The 19,090-nt window shown below is 47.3% G+C and carries 15 protein-coding genes and 2 pseudogenes; all 17 read right to left on the bottom strand.

Going from position 1 to position 19,090, the window contains the following annotated elements; translation table 11 throughout:
- Positions 1-24 precede the first annotated feature (24 nt).
- Positions 25-1,251 (bottom strand): cell division protein FtsA, encoded by a 1,227-nt coding sequence (gene ftsA / locus JEU20_RS11350; RefSeq protein WP_198246191.1) that lies wholly within the window; start codon positions 1,249-1,251, stop codon positions 25-27.
- 18 nt (positions 1,252-1,269) lie between these two features.
- On the bottom strand, positions 1,270-2,013 hold the full coding sequence (locus tag JEU20_RS11345; protein WP_198246189.1) for a cell division protein FtsQ/DivIB: 744 nt from the start codon (positions 2,011-2,013) through the stop codon (positions 1,270-1,272).
- On the bottom strand, positions 2,010-2,957 hold the full coding sequence (locus tag JEU20_RS11340; RefSeq protein WP_198246707.1) for a D-alanine--D-alanine ligase: 948 nt from the start codon (positions 2,955-2,957) through the stop codon (positions 2,010-2,012). Before JEU20_RS11340 ends, JEU20_RS11345 begins: the two co-directional genes overlap by 4 nt.
- Positions 2,957-3,841 carry a UDP-N-acetylmuramate dehydrogenase gene (gene murB, locus JEU20_RS11335; protein ID WP_198246187.1) on the bottom strand — a complete coding sequence of 295 codons (885 nt, stop codon included), beginning with the start codon at positions 3,839-3,841 and terminating at the stop codon, positions 2,957-2,959. Before murB ends, JEU20_RS11340 begins: the two co-directional genes overlap by 1 nt.
- Positions 3,838-5,268, bottom strand: a complete 1,431-nt coding sequence (murC, locus tag JEU20_RS11330) for a UDP-N-acetylmuramate--L-alanine ligase (RefSeq protein WP_198246185.1) — start codon at positions 5,266-5,268, stop codon at positions 3,838-3,840. The genes murB and murC overlap by 4 nt, the downstream gene beginning before the upstream one ends.
- A complete protein-coding gene (gene murG / locus JEU20_RS11325; protein WP_198246183.1) occupies positions 5,265-6,326 on the bottom strand; it encodes an undecaprenyldiphospho-muramoylpentapeptide beta-N-acetylglucosaminyltransferase in 1,062 nt (353 codons plus the stop codon). Before murG ends, murC begins: the two co-directional genes overlap by 4 nt.
- Entirely contained in the window at positions 6,311-7,489 is a 1,179-nt protein-coding gene (gene ftsW, locus JEU20_RS11320; protein ID WP_198246181.1) for a putative lipid II flippase FtsW, read from the bottom strand. The genes murG and ftsW overlap by 16 nt, the downstream gene beginning before the upstream one ends.
- On the bottom strand, positions 7,486-8,862 hold the full coding sequence (gene murD / locus JEU20_RS11315; RefSeq protein ID WP_198246179.1) for a UDP-N-acetylmuramoyl-L-alanine--D-glutamate ligase: 1,377 nt from the start codon (positions 8,860-8,862) through the stop codon (positions 7,486-7,488). The genes ftsW and murD overlap by 4 nt, the downstream gene beginning before the upstream one ends.
- Before the next feature lie 2 nt (positions 8,863-8,864).
- On the bottom strand, positions 8,865-9,947 hold the full coding sequence (gene mraY, locus JEU20_RS11310) for a phospho-N-acetylmuramoyl-pentapeptide-transferase (RefSeq protein WP_198246178.1): 1,083 nt from the start codon (positions 9,945-9,947) through the stop codon (positions 8,865-8,867).
- Between the two features lie 2 nt (positions 9,948-9,949).
- Positions 9,950-11,311 carry a UDP-N-acetylmuramoyl-tripeptide--D-alanyl-D-alanine ligase gene (locus tag JEU20_RS11305; protein ID WP_198246176.1) on the bottom strand — a complete coding sequence of 454 codons (1,362 nt, stop codon included), beginning with the start codon at positions 11,309-11,311 and terminating at the stop codon, positions 9,950-9,952.
- 2 nt (positions 11,312-11,313) lie between these two features.
- Complete coding sequence (locus tag JEU20_RS11300) at positions 11,314-12,771, bottom strand: UDP-N-acetylmuramoyl-L-alanyl-D-glutamate--2,6-diaminopimelate ligase (RefSeq protein WP_198246173.1); 1,458 nt, start codon at positions 12,769-12,771, stop codon at positions 11,314-11,316.
- Positions 12,758-14,473, bottom strand: coding sequence for a peptidoglycan D,D-transpeptidase FtsI family protein (locus tag JEU20_RS11295; protein ID WP_245395235.1), 1,716 nt, complete (start codon positions 14,471-14,473; stop codon positions 12,758-12,760). The genes JEU20_RS11300 and JEU20_RS11295 overlap by 14 nt, the downstream gene beginning before the upstream one ends.
- Positions 14,473-14,745 (bottom strand): cell division protein FtsL, encoded by a 273-nt coding sequence (ftsL, locus tag JEU20_RS11290; protein WP_198246171.1) that lies wholly within the window; start codon positions 14,743-14,745, stop codon positions 14,473-14,475. The genes JEU20_RS11295 and ftsL overlap by 1 nt, the downstream gene beginning before the upstream one ends.
- Positions 14,742-15,668, bottom strand: coding sequence for a 16S rRNA (cytosine(1402)-N(4))-methyltransferase RsmH (gene rsmH / locus JEU20_RS11285; protein ID WP_198246169.1), 927 nt, complete (start codon positions 15,666-15,668; stop codon positions 14,742-14,744). Before rsmH ends, ftsL begins: the two co-directional genes overlap by 4 nt.
- Positions 15,669-15,677: 9 nt before the next feature.
- Positions 15,678-16,145, bottom strand: a complete 468-nt coding sequence (mraZ, locus tag JEU20_RS11280; protein ID WP_198246167.1) for a division/cell wall cluster transcriptional repressor MraZ — start codon at positions 16,143-16,145, stop codon at positions 15,678-15,680.
- A gap of 465 nt (positions 16,146-16,610) precedes the next feature.
- Positions 16,611-17,350, bottom strand: a pseudogene (gene istB / locus JEU20_RS11275) (IS21-like element helper ATPase IstB).
- A pseudogene (istA, locus tag JEU20_RS11270) lies at positions 17,337-18,882 on the bottom strand (IS21 family transposase). Before istA ends, istB begins: the two co-directional pseudogenes overlap by 14 nt.
- Positions 18,883-19,090: the final 208 nt, after the last annotated feature.

The raw sequence follows: 19,090 nt of genomic DNA, 5'->3' as shown, positions 1-19,090 counted from the left end.
TTTATTTACCTCGTTCAAACCTGACTAAAAATTACCCTGAAACCAGTTTTTCATTCTTGCCCAAATACTTAGGCTATCATCCCGTAAACTTTCCGCTTTTCCTTGATGCTCCCGCCCATATAACAATAATCCAACGCCGGTCGAAAAAACCGGGTTTTTAACGACATCGGTCAACCCCGACATATGTTGTGGAAACCCTATGCGAACCGGCATATGAAAAATTTCTTCCGCCAATTCGGTCAAGCCTTTTACTTTGGAGCTGCCACCTGTCAATACAATGCCGGCGGCAATCATATCTTCATAACCACTGCGTCTAAGCTCTGCCTGCACCAACAGCATCAGCTCCTCATAGCGCGGTTCGATGATTTCAGCTAGGTTCTGAGCTGAAATTTTACGCGGTTCACGATCACCAATGCTCGGCACATCCACCATTTCCTGAGGATCGGCCAGTTGCGTCAATGCGCAGGCATGTTTGATTTTAATTTCCTCTGCATTTTTGGTAGGTGTTCGTAAGGCCACAGCAATATCGTTGCTCACCTGATCGCCTGCAATCGGAATCACCGCCGTGTGCTTTATCGCACCATCTGAAAATACGGCGATATCGGTGGTTCCGCCACCAATATCAATCAAACAAACACCAAGGTCTTTCTCATCATCTGATAACACCGAAGTACAGGATGCCAATTGCTCCAGCACAATATCTTCAACTTCCAAACCACAACGCCGAATACATTTAATAATATTCTGTGCCGCGCTGACACTGCCCGTGACCATATGCACTTTAGCCTCTAGGCGAATACCCGACATGCCAACCGGTTCTTTGATGCCTTCTTGCTGATCGATGACAAATTCCTGTGGCAAAATGTGCAAAATCTTTTGATCAGCCGGAATCGCCACGGCACGGGCCGAATCAATCACCCGGTCGATGTCCGACTGCATCACCTCTTTGTCTTTTATCGCGACAATCCCATGCGAATTCAGGCTGCGAATATGACTACCCGCAATACCTGCAAATACTTTTTTAATCTGACAGCCTGCCATCAACTCCGCTTCTTCAACCGCACGCTGTATCGAATTGACGGTCGATTCCAGATTAACCACCACGCCTTTCTTAAGCCCTTTTGAAGGTGCCAGGCCAATACCAATAATCTCCATCTCATCGCTGCTATTAAACTCGCCCACGATGGCAGCTACTTTGGATGTACCAATATCCAGTCCCACCAATAAATCTCGTTCTGTTTTTTTAGCCATTGTTTTTTGCCTGAGCGTTTATACGCGTTTTTTCTTTTCGATGATCTGTTTCCATTTATCCGACTTCCAGGTCACGGCATAGCCATTGGGATAACGTAAATCAACTATCACCATCAATTCAATCAATGCTTGTTCCAAAATATCGACGGTTTTTAAAAACCGCTGTAATTGCTTAATTTGTAACAAACGTCCCAGTTTTATTTCCAAGCCACTCACCAATCTGATTTTCCAGGCTCGGCGCTGATCGACATAAAACTGTTGTAACAATAATCCTTTATCAGCCAGCATTTTTCTCAGTATTTTCATCTGTTCCAATAACTCGCCATGTTGTCCTGCTGGCCCCCTGATTTCCGGCAAATCATCAAATATGGCGATATTTCCCGGTTCAAACAACTCGCCGCGATTATTGATCAAGGCCCGGTCTTGCCAGCGTGCCACCGGCTGCTGTTCTTCAATCTCTATTTCTATTGCATCTGGCCAGACTCTGTGTACCGCTACACGATCCGTCCAGGCCAATTGCTTCAAAGCTCTTTTTATCTGTGCCAGGTCAATATGATAAAAACCGGTTTCTACCCATGGCATCAAAGCCGTCTTAACTTCGCTCCGGGTCAGATACTGAAACCTGCCTTCGACCCTGACATGCCGAATTGGCATCCATTCAGCATCATGTTGTTTAAACTGCTCCCAGCCCCATACAACTAAAGCAGCCACGAATACCATCATACCGACATAAACAATCATCATGCGTTGCGAAGTGTTCATTGAGCCGAATAATTTCGCCCGAAACTGGTTTCCAGAATCCGCCACACTAATTCATCAAAATCAATTCCTGTTGCCTTTGCCGCCATTGGCACCAGGCTATGACTGGTCATACCGGGAACCGTATTGACTTCAATCAATTGTGCCTTGTCGTCACTATCGATAAAAACATCAACCCGCCCCCAACCTGTGACCCCAATAACCTCACAGGCCTGCACCGCCAGTTTTTGCAAGTACGCTTCCTGCACTGCATCCAAGCCGCTTGGACAATGGTATTGCGTATTATCGGCTTGATATTTTGCCGCATAATCATAAAAAGCATGCGGTGTTTGCAAGCGAATCACCGGCAACGCCTCGCCTTGCAAAAAACCAACGGTATATTCTTTGCCACTTACCCATTTTTCCGCATAAACTTCACAGCCATATTGCCGTGCCAACGCCCAGGCTTCGGCTAGTTCTGCCTTGTCATTGGCTTTGCTCATACCAAAACTAGAACCCTCCAGCGCCGGTTTAACAATAACCGGAAAGCCTAAAGCTTCTGCACAAGCGGAAAGGTCATCGGTTGTCTTCAATACAAACCACGGCGGTGTCGACAACCCCATGCCCTGCCAACACATCTTGGTTCGAAGCTTGTCCATGGCCAATGCCGAAGCCAACACGCCAGAACCGGTATAAGGAATACCTTTTGCATCCAAGATAGCTTGCAAAACACCGTCCTCGCCGCCCCGGCCATGGATGATATTGAACGCCCGGTCAAACTGTTTTCCAGCCAAGGCGTCGATGGCATTGCTTTGCACATCGACCGCTTCGACCTGCACCTGTTGTTTTTCAAGCGAAGCTAATACTGCTGCACCACTGATCAGGGAAATTTCACGCTCAGCGGCCTGTCCACCTATCATCAAAGCAACCCGACCAAAATCTTCAGCCTTTTGAATCCTGCGTGGCATCATTTCGGCTCCCCTACGCGGCACACCTCCGTTTCCAGCTCAATGCCATACTTTTCCTTAACCTGGTGCTGAATATAATCAATCAACGCTTCAATATCTTTTGCCGTCGCCTGACCACGGTTTTCGATGAAATTGGCATGTTTTTCTGAAACACAGGCATCACCGATGCAGTACCCTTTTAGGCCACAAGCTTCGATCAAGCGGGCGGCGAAATCGCCCGTCGGATTTTTAAATACCGATCCGCAGGTCGGCTTGTTGGTCGGCTGAGTCAAATTTCTTTTTTCCAGCAATGCCTTGATTTTTTGCTGTCCATTCACATCGGCCTGTTTTTGCAGCACCAGTTCCGCCGACAAAAACCACTCATCATCACGGCCTTTAACCGAACGATAGGCGACATCGAATTCGTCCCGGCAACGCATAATGACATCACCCCGGCTGTTGATCACTTCCACCCGATCCACAATCGCCCAGGTTTCCCCTCCGAAAGCGCCTGCATTCATTCGCAATGCGCCGCCCATAGTGCCGGGAATTCCTGCCAGGAACTCAGCTCCGCTCAGACCTAAATCAGTGCTGTAACGCGCCACATGCGCACATGGCACGCCGGCTTCGACATACAGGCGATCAGAATCAAGCAAGCACATTTTCTTCAGGCGGCCGCGGGTATTGATCACTGTGCCTTTCACACCACCATCACGAATCAGCAAGTTACTGCCCAGCCCCAGCCAAAACAGCGGTTCAGCTTCCGGCAATGATTTGACATAGGCAATCAAATCCTCTTTATCCTGCGGCAAATACATTTTTTCGGCCGGCCCACCCACGCGCCAGCTGGTATATTTAGCCAACGGTTCATTGTGTAGCAATTTGCCTTGTCCTGTCGCATTCATAATGCCAATGCCTCCTGCAATTGTCCGGGCAATTGTTGAGCGATCTGCCCGACATTACCGGCCCCCATAGTCAACAACACATCGCCAGGCTGTACGATACCGGCCAGAATCGTCGCTAGTTCCTGCTGTTGTCCAACAAATATCGGATTCACCTGTCCTCGCACCCGAATCGCCTGCGCCAGCGCTTTACCATCGGCGCCGGTTATAAAGGCTTCACCTGCCGAATAAACATCCAGTAACACCAGGACATCGACAGTCGATAAGACATCGACAAAATCTTCGAACAGATCGCGTGTCCGGGTATAACGATGGGGCTGAAAAACGACCACTGAGCGCCGCTCAGGCCAGGCCTGCTTCAAGGCTTCGAGCGTCGCAGCCAGTTCTCGTGGGTGATGGCCATAGTCATCGACCAACGTTAATTTGCCATCAGTGAATTCAATTTCGCCATTCAGCTGAAAACGCCTGCCAATGCCTTTAAATTCTTTCAAGCTCTGGATAATCGCCCGATCCTCGACATTTAAAGCCGTAGATACAGCAATCGCCGCTAATGCATTCAGCATGTTATGCCAGCCCGGCATGTTCAAGGTGACGGTCAAAGGCGCTTTGTCTTTGCGCAGTACGGTAAATTCAGTCTGCAAACCCTGCTGCTTAATATCGATGGCGCGGACATCGGCATGACTGTCGGTACCATAAGTGATGACCGGTTTTGAAACCGCATTCAATACGCTTTTAACACCTTCGTCATCCAAACACATCACCGCCAGTCCATAAAATGGCAAATGATGTAAAAATTCCAAAAAAGTGCCCTGTAATTGTTCATAACTGCCGCCATATGTTTCCATATGATCTTGATCAATATTGGTCACGACCGATAACATCGGCTGCAGATGCAAAAAAGAGGCATCACTTTCATCGGCCTCGGCCACCAAAAAGCGTCCTAGGCCTAATTTAGCATTGGTGCCGGCGCTATTTAGTCGGCCACCAATAACAAAGGTCGGATCCAATCCGGCTTCGGCCAATATACTAGCAATCAAACTGGTCGTTGTGGTTTTGCCATGTGTTCCGGCGACTGCAATGCCAAAACGGAATCGCATCAATTCAGCCAACATCTCAGCACGAGGAATGACTGGAATACGTTGTGCCTTCGCAGCTTGTACTTCAGGGTTCTCCGGGTTGACAGCAGTTGATGTCACTACCACATCGGCATTATCAACATTGGATTTAGCATGCCCGATAAACAATTTAACGCCTAATTCTTGCAGGCGATCAGTGACTGCCGATTCGCGAATATCAGACCCTGAAACCTGATAGCCTAAATTGGATAACACCTCGGCGATACCACTCATGCCTGTGCCACCGACACCGACAAAATGGATTCTCTCGATATTCCCCAAGAACTGCGCGGGGTGTAAATCGGCCCGATTCATCGTCCTGCCTCCTCGATACACTGTGCCACAACGGCATCGGTCGCATCGAAACGGGCTTTTTTCCGCGCCGCCTGACTCATAGTCAGTAAATCCGCTCTAATCTGTTTAATCGCCTGTCGCATTCGTTCTATCGTCATCTCGGATTGCGGCATCAATACGCCGGCATTGTTATCACATAAATATCGCGCATTCGCAGTTTGATGGTCGTCAATGGCATGTGGCAACGGCACAAAAATAGCCGGCAAGCCTGCTGCTGCGACCTCGCTGACCGTCATTGCCCCCGAACGACAAATCACCATATCGGCCCATTCATAGGCAGCCGCCATATCGTCTATAAACGCCATCACCTCGGCGGGTGTATTCTGTTTTGCATAGTGTTGTTGAACCTGAGTCAACATGGCTGCACCGGTCTGGTGTTTGACGCTTATATTTTCAAATCCCGCTAATGCTTCCGGAACTTTCTGATTCAATACTTCAGCCCCCTGGCTGCCGCCAAATACCAGAATTCTGAAACGATCCTGTTCATGCAATCGTCTTGGTGCTTTACCCTGTAATCGCAACATGTCTTGCCGTAATGGATTGCCTGTAAACAAAGCACCGACTGATGCCTCAAAACTCCCTGGAAAAGCCTCCATCACCTTGCAGGCAAATCGCTTTAATAAACGATTAGTCGTACCCGGAACCCGATTTTGTTCATGGATTAACAGAGGAATGCCTAACATTCGACTCATCAAACCACCCGGGGCTGCGACAAACCCTCCCATTCCCAACACCACATCGGGGTGGCGTTGTTTCAATACGGCGCGTGCTTCGGCACAGGCCTTCAGCAATTTAAAAACTGCCCTGATTTTTGTGCCAGTGCCTTTTCCCCGCACACCTTGCACCGACAGCCAATCCATCTCGATACCTTGCTCAGGCACAATACGGCTTTCCAAGCCTTTATGCGTACCCATCCAGCTCACCGCCCAGCCTTGTTGCTGTAAGGCCTTCGCAACAGCCAGAGCAGGAAACACATGTCCGCCGGTGCCACCGGCCATGATCACTATGCGCTTTTCCATCGTACAACGCCTTTTGCCTGAGTGACTTGTTTTTCCTGAACTTCGTGGCTTACCCGTAAAACAATTGCAATAGCCGCACACATCACCAGCATACTACCTCCCCCATAGCTCATCAGTGGCAAGGTAATGCCTTTTGTTGGCAACAATCCCATATTGACACCCATGTTGACGAATGCCTGGAAACCGAACCAGATACCCATACCATACGCAACATTGGCATTGAATCGCTGCCCGGCTTGTTCCGCCTGTCTGCCAACAGCGAAAATGCGCCAAACCAACAGGCTGAATAAAGAAATCACCAACAATACCCCTAGAAGTCCACACTCTTCAGCCAAAACCGAGAACAAGAAATCGGTATGCGCTTCCGGCAAATAAAACAATTTTTGAATACCATTGCCCAAACCTAAACCAAACAAACCACCCTGCCCAAATGCAATCAAGGCCTGCACCAATTGAAAACCGGTATTTCTAGCATCAGCCCAGGGATCAAGAAAAGCGGTGATTCTAGCCCAACGATAGGGCGATACCCAGATCAATAGCGCAACCAATACCAGTGCCGCCAAAATCAGCCAGGCAAATTGTTTCAACCGAGCACCGGCTAAAAACAGTATGCCCATGGCAATGACAACAATCACCACGGCGGAGCCTAAATCTGGTTCCATTAACAATAAGGCTCCCACCAAAATAAACGGCGCTAACGATTTAATCGCACCATAATCGGATTTCTGCAGTTGCTGCTGATAACGCAACACATAACCTGCCATATACAATACCGAAACGAGCTTGACCACTTCTGAAACCTGAATTCTAATCCCTGCCAACGAAATCCAACGAATACTGCCATTCACCTTAACGCCGATACCTGGAATTAAAACTACGATCAACAATACCAAAGCGATAATAAATAAAACTCGGCTGTATCGCTGCCAAACCGACATTGGAATCATACAAATCAAACCGCCACCAATCAGGCCCAATACAATATGAATCATTTGCCGCAACGGATAATGAAACACATCACCTGCCGTTTTAACGCCCAGGTGTAACGATGATGATGCGACAATCAAATAGCCCATCAACAACAATGCTGCACATACTCCAAGCAGTGTTTTGTCGGGATAAAAAGGCCGAATATCCAATGCTTCAAAAAACGATATTTTCATATCGACTGCACCTGTTGTTTTACGGCACGCGCAAATTTATCACCACGCTGGCTGTAATTTTTATATTGATCCAGACTGGCGCAAGCCGGTGACAACAGTACGACATCACCTTTTTTTGCGACGTTATGCGCCATCTTTACCGCCTCATTCATGTGTTCTGCCGTATAGCGTGGAATATCGTCGCTCACTGCATCGGCAATCAATGCACCGTCTTTTCCCATCACAATGACGGCCTTGCAATGTTCGGTTACGGCAGGCGTCAGTGCGCTCAAATCCGCTCCCTTGGCATCGCCGCCAGCAATTAACACCACGTTCCTGTCAAATCCTTTCAATGCCGCGACACAGGCGCCGACATTGGTCGCCTTAGAATCATTGATCCATTGCACGCCATTCACCTCAGCCACTTTCTGCATTCTATGTGGCAAGCCTTGAAAACGCCTTAATGCCTGCCGCATCGGCTCTCGCTCAAAACCTACTGCATCAGCCAATGCGATGGCAGCCAGCACGTTGGCACTATTATGCAAACCTTGCAATGCCAGCTCTGCCGCTGCAATAACCGCTTCATCGCCAGCCATCAACATATTTTGCTTCTGATCCCAGTAATAATCAGCCTTTTGCTGAACTGAAAACGTTCGTACCGTCCTGCCCGCTTCCCGCATAGCCATAACACGAGGGTCATCGAGATTTAACACCATGCAGCCATGGCCATTGAAAATACGTTGTTTCTCAGCCGCATAGCGCTCAAGACTTCGATGCCTATCCAGATGATCGTCTGAAATATTCAAAACAGTCGCTGCAACAGGCTCTAACACCGATGTGCGCTCCAGTTGAAAACTGGATAATTCCAACACATACATCGACGCGGGGTGTTGTAGTAACTCCAGAGCGGGAACACCTAAGTTTCCACCTACTCCTACATCAATGCCAGCCTGTCTAGCCATTTCACCTAACAGAGTCGTAACCGTGCTTTTTCCATTTGAGCCGGTAATTGCCACAACCGGCTTGTCTGTCGCGCAGGCAAACAAATCGATATCACTCAATACCCTACAGCCCGCTTGCATAGCTTTTTGAATCGATAACTCATCCAGCGATACGCCAGGGCTAACCACCAAATGTGTCGCCACATCGAAAGCGGCCTGGTCGAAGCCGCCTGTAAAAACCGCCACATCAGGCATTTCTTCAATCATGCGGTCACTACCAGGCGGCTTGTTACGACTATCGACAATCGCAAACTGCAAACCAATATTTTTCAAAAAGCGCGCGACAGACAACCCGGTTGAACCCAGTCCAACCACCAACACCTTAGCGGCTTCAGGATTCAGGCCCAGCTTCTGCTGTAACACCGTCAATACGCTTTCCTGTTCGTTTAGCATCATTATCTCAGCTTCAATGTCGCAAGACCTACCAACACCAGAATCACGGTGATAATCCAGAAACGCACGATGATCCGAGGTTCCGGCCAGCCTTTCTTTTCATAATGATGATGAATCGGTGCCATCAGAAACACGCGTTTACCACGCAATTTATAAGAGCCAACCTGAATAATGACGGATATCGTCTCGGCCACAAACACCCCGCCCATAATCAGCAATACAATTTCCTGACGAACCAAAACGGCAACGATGCCTAAAGCCGCACCTAAAGCCAATGCGCCGACATCCCCCATAAACACCATAGCCGGATACGCGTTAAACCATAAAAAACCCAGTCCAGCACCCACAATTGCAGCACAAAATACAACAACCTCACCCGACTCCGGCAAAAAAGGAATCGCCAGATATTCGGCAAATTTATAATGGCCGGATAAATACGCAAAAATTGCCAATGCCGCGGCAATCATCGCAGTCGGCATGATGGCCAGTCCATCCAGGCCATCGGTCAGATTGACTGCATTGCTGGTGCCGACAATCACAAAATAGGTTAACACCACATAAGTCCACCCCATGCTGATATGGACATCTTTAAAAAAAGGCACAATAAACTCAGTTTCGGCAGGCACCTGTGCCGTCAGATACAAATAGATTCCGGCAGACAAGGCAATGACCGATTGCCAAAAAAACTTAGTCCTAGCAGATAAGCCATCGCTATTGCCGAGTTTTATTTTCTTGTAATCGTCAATGAAGCCGATAACCCCATGCCCCAGCGTGACGAACAGAACAACCCAGACATAACGGTTTTCAAGATCCGCCCATAACAAAGTGCTGATCGCAATCGCAACCAGAATCAAGGTGCCACCCATCGTCGGTGTGCCGGATTTGGCATAATGACTTTCTGGCCCGTCTTCGCGGATACTCTGGCCAATTTTGTTGTTAGTCAGCTTGTCGATCATGACAGGACCTATGATAAATGAAATCACTAAAGCCGTTAATGCACCCAAAATGGCACGTAATGTCAGGTATTGAAAAACCCTGAACGCCCCATCAAACTGCATCAAATAGTCAGTTAAATAAAGTAACATACTCAATTCCCGTCATTATTTGTCAAAACAGCCACCACCTTCTCCATCTGTTGCGCGCGCGACCCTTTCACTAAAATATTGGCCTCTGCTGTCAATGTTTGCTGCACTGTTTCGATCAATGTTTGTTGCGATTGAAAAAACGCCCCACCGCTACCGAACGCCTCGACCGCATATTCAGCATCGGCACCCGTCGCGAATAACTTTTCAATACCCATCGTTTTCATTAACGCTCCTAACTTCCGATGAATATCGGGGCTATCTTCACCCATTTCACCCAGTGCGCCTAACACAACCCACGGCTCGCCATCTTTTTGAACCAGCACCTTCAACGCTGCTTCAATGGAAGCGGGATTGGCGTTATAACTGTCATCAAGCAACAGTCCGCCGGCTCGATGCATCAGTGGCGTCAATCGTCCACCTACTGGTTGCACATCGGCCAAGCCATGCTGAATCTGCTCTGCATCCAGTCCTAATGCCATAACAGCCGCACTTGCTGCCAATGCATTGCGAACATTATGTTCACCAGCCAGCGCCAGCGTCACAGGCATTTCGAAATATTCGGTTTTCATCGTAAAGTCTGTCACAAACCGGCCTCGGTCTACGCGTTGCCGAATATTCAACGCCCTGACATCAGCCGTTTCATGTAATCCGAACGACAGTACCTTACGAGCCCCGGCGCGCTGCCGCCAATATTCAAAAAAAGCATCATCCCGGTTTAAAACCGCAACACCGTCATCGGCCAAACTGTCGATCAGCTCGCCTTTTGCTATTGCAACCCCTTGAAGACTGCCAAAACCTTCAAGATGCGCCGGCCCGACATTGTTCAACACCGCCACATCCGGCTGGGTCAATTGGCTGGTGAAGGCAATTTCACCCGCATGATTCGCACCCATTTCCACCACGGCGTAATCGTGCTGCGGCGTTATCCGCAACAGGGTTAAAGGAACGCCTAAGTCATTATTCAAATTCCCGTCGGTATATAAAACATTACCGGCTTGTTTAAGCAGGCTGGCCGTCATTTCTTTCACACTGGTTTTGCCATTGCTGCCGGTAATACCGACAACCTTCAGTGAAAGCTGCCTGCGCCATGCCTTGGCTAAATCAGCTAAGGCTTCTCGCGTATCTTTGACAACGATTTGGGGTACGTCCACAGCCATCGGCCACATCACCATCACGGCCGCAGCACCCGCCTGAATGGCCGTATCAATAAAATCATGCCCATCGAAACGCTCGCCCTTGATGGCAATATATAAATCACCTTTGTTCAGGCTGCGCGTATTGATACTGACGGCATTGAGCTCAATATCCTTACCCATCCATTCAGCGGCTGTCGCGGCTGCGATGTCTGAAACATTCATTTGCATAATCAATACCTTTCCAGCGCTGCTCGCACGACAGACTGGTCACTAAACCCAGTTTTGACTCCCTGTATATCCTGATACTGCTCATGCCCTTTACCAGCAATCACCACACAATCGCCTGCCTGTGCCTTTGCAATGGCACGGCTTATCGCCATGTGACGATCGCTGATAACCTGTGTTTTCTCAGCCACACAACCTTGTAAAATATCAGCGATAATCGCCTCACTGGCTTCAAAGCGCGGGTTATCATCGGTCACAATCACATAATCGGCCCACTGGCTGGCGACTTCTCCCATCAAAGACCGTTTGCCTTGATCCCGGTTGCCGCCACAGCCAAACACCACGGTTAATTTTTTCGCCTGTTGTTTTAAATTCGCCAATAACTGCGCCAAGGCATCCGGTGTATGTGCGTAATCAATCACGACTATCGGTTTATCTTTGCCACCCAGGGTTTCCATGCGCCCTGCAACCGGCGTCAATGTCTTCAATTGCTTTGCCACCGCGTTCAAAGACCAGCCTAAAGCCAGCAAAACCGTCGCGACTGCAGCCATATTTTCGATATTGAATTGTCCCGTTATACGGCTATCAACCACTTGCCTCTGCCCCCGCCAGACCAGTTCAAAATGACTCCCGTCCAAATTGCATTCAATATTTTTTATTTGTATATTTTCCTGTACCGCACCATCATCCAAACACCGCCCGAATCCCCAGATATTGTTCTGCTGTTGCAGCTGCTGAAGAATCTGCCCAGCATAATCATCATCCCGATTGACAACCCTGAATTTCAGTTCTGGTCTTTGTAGCAACGCCATTTTTGCGGCCAGATAATGTGTCATCGAGCCGTGATAATCGAGATGATCCCGGCTTAGATTGGTAAATAACGCCCCGCTAAATTCCACTCCCACAACCCGTCCTTGCGCCAGCCCATGTGAAGAGACTTCCATCGCGACATAACGCAACCCTTGCTCGACAAAGCGGGCCAGTATTCGCTGAACCGTTACCGCATCAGGCGTCGTATTCAGCGTATCATTCAACTGCTCAGGGCGCCCCCAACCCAATGTGCCGATCACGCCACAATCAGGTAACAACTGCGCCAAGAACTGGCTGCAACTGGTCTTGCCATTCGTGCCAGTCACACCAATTATGGTTAAGCTGCGGCTTGGATAACCGTAAAATCGTGCGGCAATTTCCCCCACATGCCGACTCAAATCCTCAACAGGGTAGCTAGGTAGGCCAGACACCGTTGTCGCCACCTCATCCCCGATCCCTGCCGGGTCATAAATAACAGCACACGCACCACGCTTTTTAGCTTCAGAACAAAACGCCAATCCATGACTGTTTTCACCATTCAAGGCAATAAACAAGTCTCCCGGCTGAAGCTGTCGGCTGTCCAGAGTCAAGCCCCTTATTTCGATATCACTTTCCGGTACCACACGACCGTTTAATAACTTACTCAGTTTCATTTTTCATCAACAAAACCGGCATGGATTCTTCCCGATCAGGGCTTACCCCATACACCCGTAACACCCCTGCCATCACCTTGGAAAAAACAGGCGCGGCAACCAAGCCGCCATAATAATCACCGGCGCTCGGGTCATCGACCATCACCGCAATCACATAGCGCGGATTGCTAGCCGGCGCCATACCGACAAAAACTGCAAAATAGTTGTGTTTTGAATAGCCTTTTCTGCCTTCTGACTTTTTCACCGTTCCGGTTTTTCCGGCCACCCGATAGCCCGGTACGCGTGCCCGGGTTGCCGTTCCGCCTTTTTCTACCACTGCTTCGAGCATGCGCCTGACGCGGCGCGTATTTTCAATACTGAAAACCCGTTCCGCCTGATCATCCTTTTTTCTAGGCAAAAGACTTACCGAATGCAATACGCCATCATCGGCCAATGCGGTATAGGCGCGCGCCAATTGCAAGACGGAAACGCTCAATCCATAACCAAATGACAAGGTAGCCTGTTCAAATTTACCCCAACCCTGAAAATCAGGTAATCGCCCCCGCGCTTCACCGGGAAAACCCACACCCGCCGAAACGCCAAACCCTAATCGCTGATAAGTGTTCCATAAAAACTCGGCGGGCATTCTCAAGGCAATTTTACTGATTGCAACATTGCTGGATTTTTTCAACACGCCCGTCAGATCCAATGTTTTATAATTATGCGTATCCCGCACCAACCTTCTTTTTACGCGGTAAAACCCATGTGTTTCAATTTTCTCATCAACGCCGACATACCCCCCATCAAGTGCCGCCAACATAACAAATGGCTTAACGGTTGACCCCGGCTCAAAGACATCAATAATGGCCCGATTCCGATAATATTTTGCATTCAATCGCTGTCGATTATTCGGATTAAATGCAGGCTGATTGACGGCCGCCAACACTTCGCCGGTTTTCGCATCAAGCACTACCAACGCCGCCGCAGCCGCCTGATTTTCAATCACCGCCTTTTTCAATTCCCGATACGCTAAATATTGAATTCTGTTATCGATACTGAGCGTCAAGTCCTGGCCCGCAATCGGTTCTCGAATGATTTCAAGGTCGTTGATAATATGTCCTTTACCATCCTTAATAACCTTCTTTTTCCCCGGCTGCCCTTTCAAAATAGCGTCATAAGCGCGCTCGATTCCTTCTAAGCCGACATCATCAACATTGGTAAACCCAACCAAATGACCTGCGACTTCGCCGGCCGGATAAAAACGCTTCAGCGCCTTTTCAAAGCCAATACCTGCTTCGTTCATCAGCCTGATTTTTTCTGCCAGATCAGGATTAACCTGGCGCTTCAAATAAATAAACGACTTGTTCGCACTGTGCCTCTGAATCGCTTGAATTTTTTTTGTGCTGACCCCTAATAAATCTGCAATTTCCTTGACTTTACCCCAATCTTCCACTTTATTCGGTTTCAGAATGACTGCTTGTATAGGCGTACTGATCGCCAAGGCTTCACCTTGCCGATCCTTGATCTGTCCACGATAAGCCGGCACCGAAACAATGTCACTGTATTGCTGCCGAGCCCGTTTTTGCAAAAAGTGCTTATCAACCACCTGCAAATAAACCGCTTTGATCACGAGCGACAACATGGCAAACAACAACAAAGCCAAAATCACAGTGCGGCGCCCTTCAAATCCAGATTCCTGTGTTTTATCGTGACCAAAATCCATTATTTTGTTTTGATATAGATAATCGACTCCCGAGGTGGCAAAATCATACCTAGCTCTTTTGCCGCGATGCGTTCGACCCGGTTTTCTGACGTCAACATGGTCAATTCCAGTTGTAAGCGTCCCCATTCAACTGCGTATTCATCCAGCTTTCTTTCTTCTTTCTGTATATTGTTAAAGAGCATGCGTAATTGATATTTGCTGTAAATCACGGCCAATCCCGAAACCAACAACAGCACGATCAAAAACGCCAAAACAAAGCGACTCTGTATCATATTTTCTCAGCAACTCGCATCACTGCGCTGCGTGAGCGGGGATTTTTTTCAATTTCCTCACGACTGGCGCGAATGGCTTTACCTATCTTTTTCAATGCACCCTTCTGAATGTCTTTTTCCATCACCGGCAAGCGTCCAGGGTTGTATTTTCGCCCCGATTCTTGCCGGATAAAGCGTTTGACAATTCTATCTTCCAGCGAATGAAATGCGATCACGACTAACCGCCCCCCCGGCGCCAACACATCGACCGATTGCGTCAACACCTGCCGGATTTCTTCCAGTTCCTGATTGATTTCAATCCGAATCGCCTGAAAACTTCGTGTTGCAGGATGCTTGCCTTTTTCCTTCATCGGCACGGCTTCCTCGATCAATCGCGCTAACTGCAATGTGCTTGTGATGGGCGCCTCACCGCGGGCTTTCATAATCGCTTTAGCTATCTTCCGCGCAAAACGTTCTTCGCCATAGTCAAATAACACTCGAACCAGTTCCCGCTCATCAACCTGCTGCAACCATTCTGCTGCACTCATTCCTGAGCATCTGTCCATGCGCATATCCAACGGCCCGTCGCGCAAAAAACTAAATCCCCGTTCCGCCTCATCGAGTTGTGGCGACGAAACCCCAAAATCCATCAAAATCCCGTTAACGCCTTGCCCCGGTAATTCATCGGCTACTATTTCACTAAGCTTGGAAAAGCTGGCATGGCGCAAGCAAAACCGCTTATCCTGGCTTAATTCCTTAGCAAGCTGTGAATGAATCGCCGACAAATCCCTGTCCAACGCCAGCAATCGTCCATCAGGCCCTAGTTTTTGCAAAATACCGCGACTGTGTCCGCCTCGACCAAAGGTACAATCGATATAGACGCCATCGGGACGAATATTTAATGCCGACAGTGCTTCCTCATATAAAACTGGAAAATGTTCCATCACCTTCCTTTAAAAGGATAAATTTTCAAGCACGTCCAAGTCTTCATCGTCGTCATCCTGCTGCCATTCCTGTTGTTTTGCCTGCCAGGCCTCAAGACTCCAAACTTCAAACTTGTTTAATTGTCCCAATAAAAAAATATTCTTGTTGAAACCCGCATGCGTGCGTAATGTTTCAGCAATCAGCAAACGCCCTTGCTTATCCATTTCACATTCATGAGCATTGCCTATCAGCATCCTTCGCAAACGGCTAGCCGTTTTGCTTACAGTCGGCAACTTGCTGATTGTTTGTTCGAGTCGCTCCCACTCCGGCAATGGATACAGCCATAGGCAACCGATCTCACTCTTGCCTTTTTCATCCAACGCATAGGTGATGATCATCTGCCGCTCACAACAGTCTTGCAACTCCGCCCGATACGCGGTTGGAATCGTAATACGCCCTTTAGCGTCAAGATTGATTGCATGACCACCTCGAAACAAAACTTTCCCCGTCTAGCCCAAAAATTCCATTTTTTTCCACTTTTACTCATTTTTTAACCACTATAGTTTTAGCGCTGGCTTTAGTCAAGACGCATAAAAAGACAAATTCCTTCTTTTGCGACAAAGACTTAGAACACAGCAGAGGTATCAGTAAAAATATGCATTTTTACAACATCAAAAATCATTGCTTGTTCAATTCGTTAATTGATTATCTTGATGTGCTTTGTAGCTAAACAACAACACAAAACGGTTACTTTATTTTTGAAAATCATGCTAAAAAATGCAGTCAAAACCGCACAAATTGCAGCAGATATCTCAAAGCAAATTTTTAATTAAGACTGTTAATTGCATCAATATATAAGTATATTTAAAAAAAATTAACTACTCAGTGTTAATGGTGTCAACGGCCAAAATAATTGAGCCAGTTTCGGCCATTAATATTGAGCCACTTTTCCAGAGAAATAGTTATTTGTTAAGTTTAGATTTCAGTCGATAACTTTCGCCTCCCAGCATAAAAATGTGTGAATGATGGATGAGCCTATCTACAATCGGCACGGCCACATTGTTGTCGAAAAAGAACTCACCCCAATTCGTAAATTCTTTGTTGGTTGTCAGGATGATTGAGCGGTATTCATAGAGCGCATTGATCAATTGAAACAAGTTGTGCATACCTTGTTTATTCATCGGTAGATAACCGAGCTCATCAATGATCAACACATCAAATTTGAGTAGCTGATTGATTTTCTTTTTCAACTCGCCTTTGAGTCAGCTAATTCCAATATTTCCATAAGAGCCAAAGCCGTGTTGAAGCTGACTTTATAGCCTGCATCAATCGCTTTAAGCCCCAGACCAATAGCCAGATGCGTTTTACCCACACCTGGCGGCCCGATAAAGACGACGTTATCTCGATTATCAATAAAGTTAAAGTCACACAGGCTATTCATTTCACGCTTGCTGATCGTGGTCTGAAAGCGATAGTCAAACTCTTCCAGGCTTTTATGCAAGGGAAAACCTGATCGCCGTCTGTTTTGTTCAATACGTTTACTGTTGCGTTGATTTTCTTCATACTCAACCAGACTTTGTGCAAACTGTAGATAAGAACTTTCATTTGCCTCAGCTTGGCTTAATAACGGCTCAAGATGTTCTGCAATGGCTGACATGCGTAGGCTTCGGAATTTCTGGGTGACCTGATCAATGGATGACATGGCTCTCTCCTTGACCGCCAGGGTGGCCATTTAGCGCAGCATAATGCGCTAATGCACTATACCCTGATTAACTTGATCCTGTGTGACTTGCTGACTCTGTGAGTCGTTATTTTTCTCTGGGTTTTGTTGGAAAGCCAGCAGACGTTCTCTTAACCCTGTTGCTGTTAAGCGCGGTGTATTGATCAATCGTGATAAATGTTCTGCTTCAATAGCACCATATTGTTTGCAATACGCGCTGACTATTTGTTTAGCGCCCAAAAGCTGGTCTTTATATATTTTGGGTGAGGTCGTTTTAAGTAAGGCGCATAAAGCCTGAGTCTGCTCTGTGTCACCTAAAATGTGTAAAAGCTCAGCTTCTAAGTCTTTTATCCTCTGGGCTTTATCACGGTAATGATCGGTGTTCTTGATGACTTGACCTTTCTCGATGCTGATCAGGTGTTCAGCAATTTTGTTACCTGTTTCTAAATCACTGATGATTAACTGACCTGTTTCGGTTTTGACACCGACACGGGCACTTTGATAGGCCATCGGCACGGAGTATTTATTGGATTGCCAAGCGATAAGTCCTGTTTTATCGGCTTTACGTGTAGCGACAGTACTTGCTGAATAAGACGCTATACAGGAAGGTGTCAAATAAGGCTGCATATGAGCCTGTTCTGACTGATCATAATATTCTCTGGGTTTTTTACCTGTGCTGCCATGAACACGTTGATTAGCGGTATTATCCAACCAGTCAGAAAAATACTGTTCTAATTCATGCCAGCTGGCAAAGCTTTCACCATAGAGCCCATTGTTTTTGGCATACTTTACACCTGCTTCAACCTTGCCCTTGCTTTCTGGGTCATAGCCTTCACAGGCATGAATACGAAATCCAGCGGCGGTTGCATACTGAGAAAAAAGCTGATTAAGGTTTAATTCCCTGAAGGTTTCACTGATAACCACCAGTTTAGTTTGATCATAAACACATTCCTCAGGCATGCCGCCAAAATAACGGAAGGCGACATCATGCTGTTTGATCAACATCTCGGTATTAATCGGCTTATTTGATAAAGATACATGCATTAAACGAGAATAAGACAATACGAAGACCATTAAATAAACGGTGGTTTCAACACCATTAATCATCACGCCACGCAGTTCACCGCCATCAACCTGACATTGTTCGCCAGGCACCATATCTATGACAGGCTCATAGTAACGGGCTTGCTTAAAACTGATTTCTTGCTTCAGTGCTTGAATATAGCGTCTGACAGAACGATCTGACACGCTCAGTGTTTCAACCTTGGCCTTCAGTTTACGTAACACTTTAACCGCTGATAAATCGGGATAGGTTTGCAGCAGTTGAATAATGTAGTCCCGATATTCATCTAGTTTCTTAGTTCTATCGGTATCGGACAATATCTCAGTAATTTCTGTTTCTGGCATGTTGAGATATTTACTGACGGTATTGCGAGAAACACCCAATTGTTTGGCAATCTTACGCTTCGATAAACCATGCCTTGATTGTGTAATGCTTTGATCTGATGAATCACGATCCACTCCTTCATAACGTTCCCTAGATAAATAGAGGGACTGTTACAGCTTTAATATAAAAAAGAAAGTCTGGAAAAGTGGCTCAATATTAATGGCCAGTTTTGGCTCAGTTTAAATGGCCATTAACAAATGGCCATTAACAAGCAGGAACTAGGGGATAACTCTGTGCGCTCTGTGTCGATAAGAAATAGAGGCCAGAGATGGCTT

Source organism: methane-oxidizing endosymbiont of Gigantopelta aegis (assembly GCF_016097405.1).
GTDB lineage: Bacteria > Pseudomonadota > Gammaproteobacteria > Methylococcales > Methylomonadaceae > Methylomarinum.
Note: the sequence above shows the minus strand (reverse complement) of the source record. Positions and strands in the feature narration are given on the sequence as shown.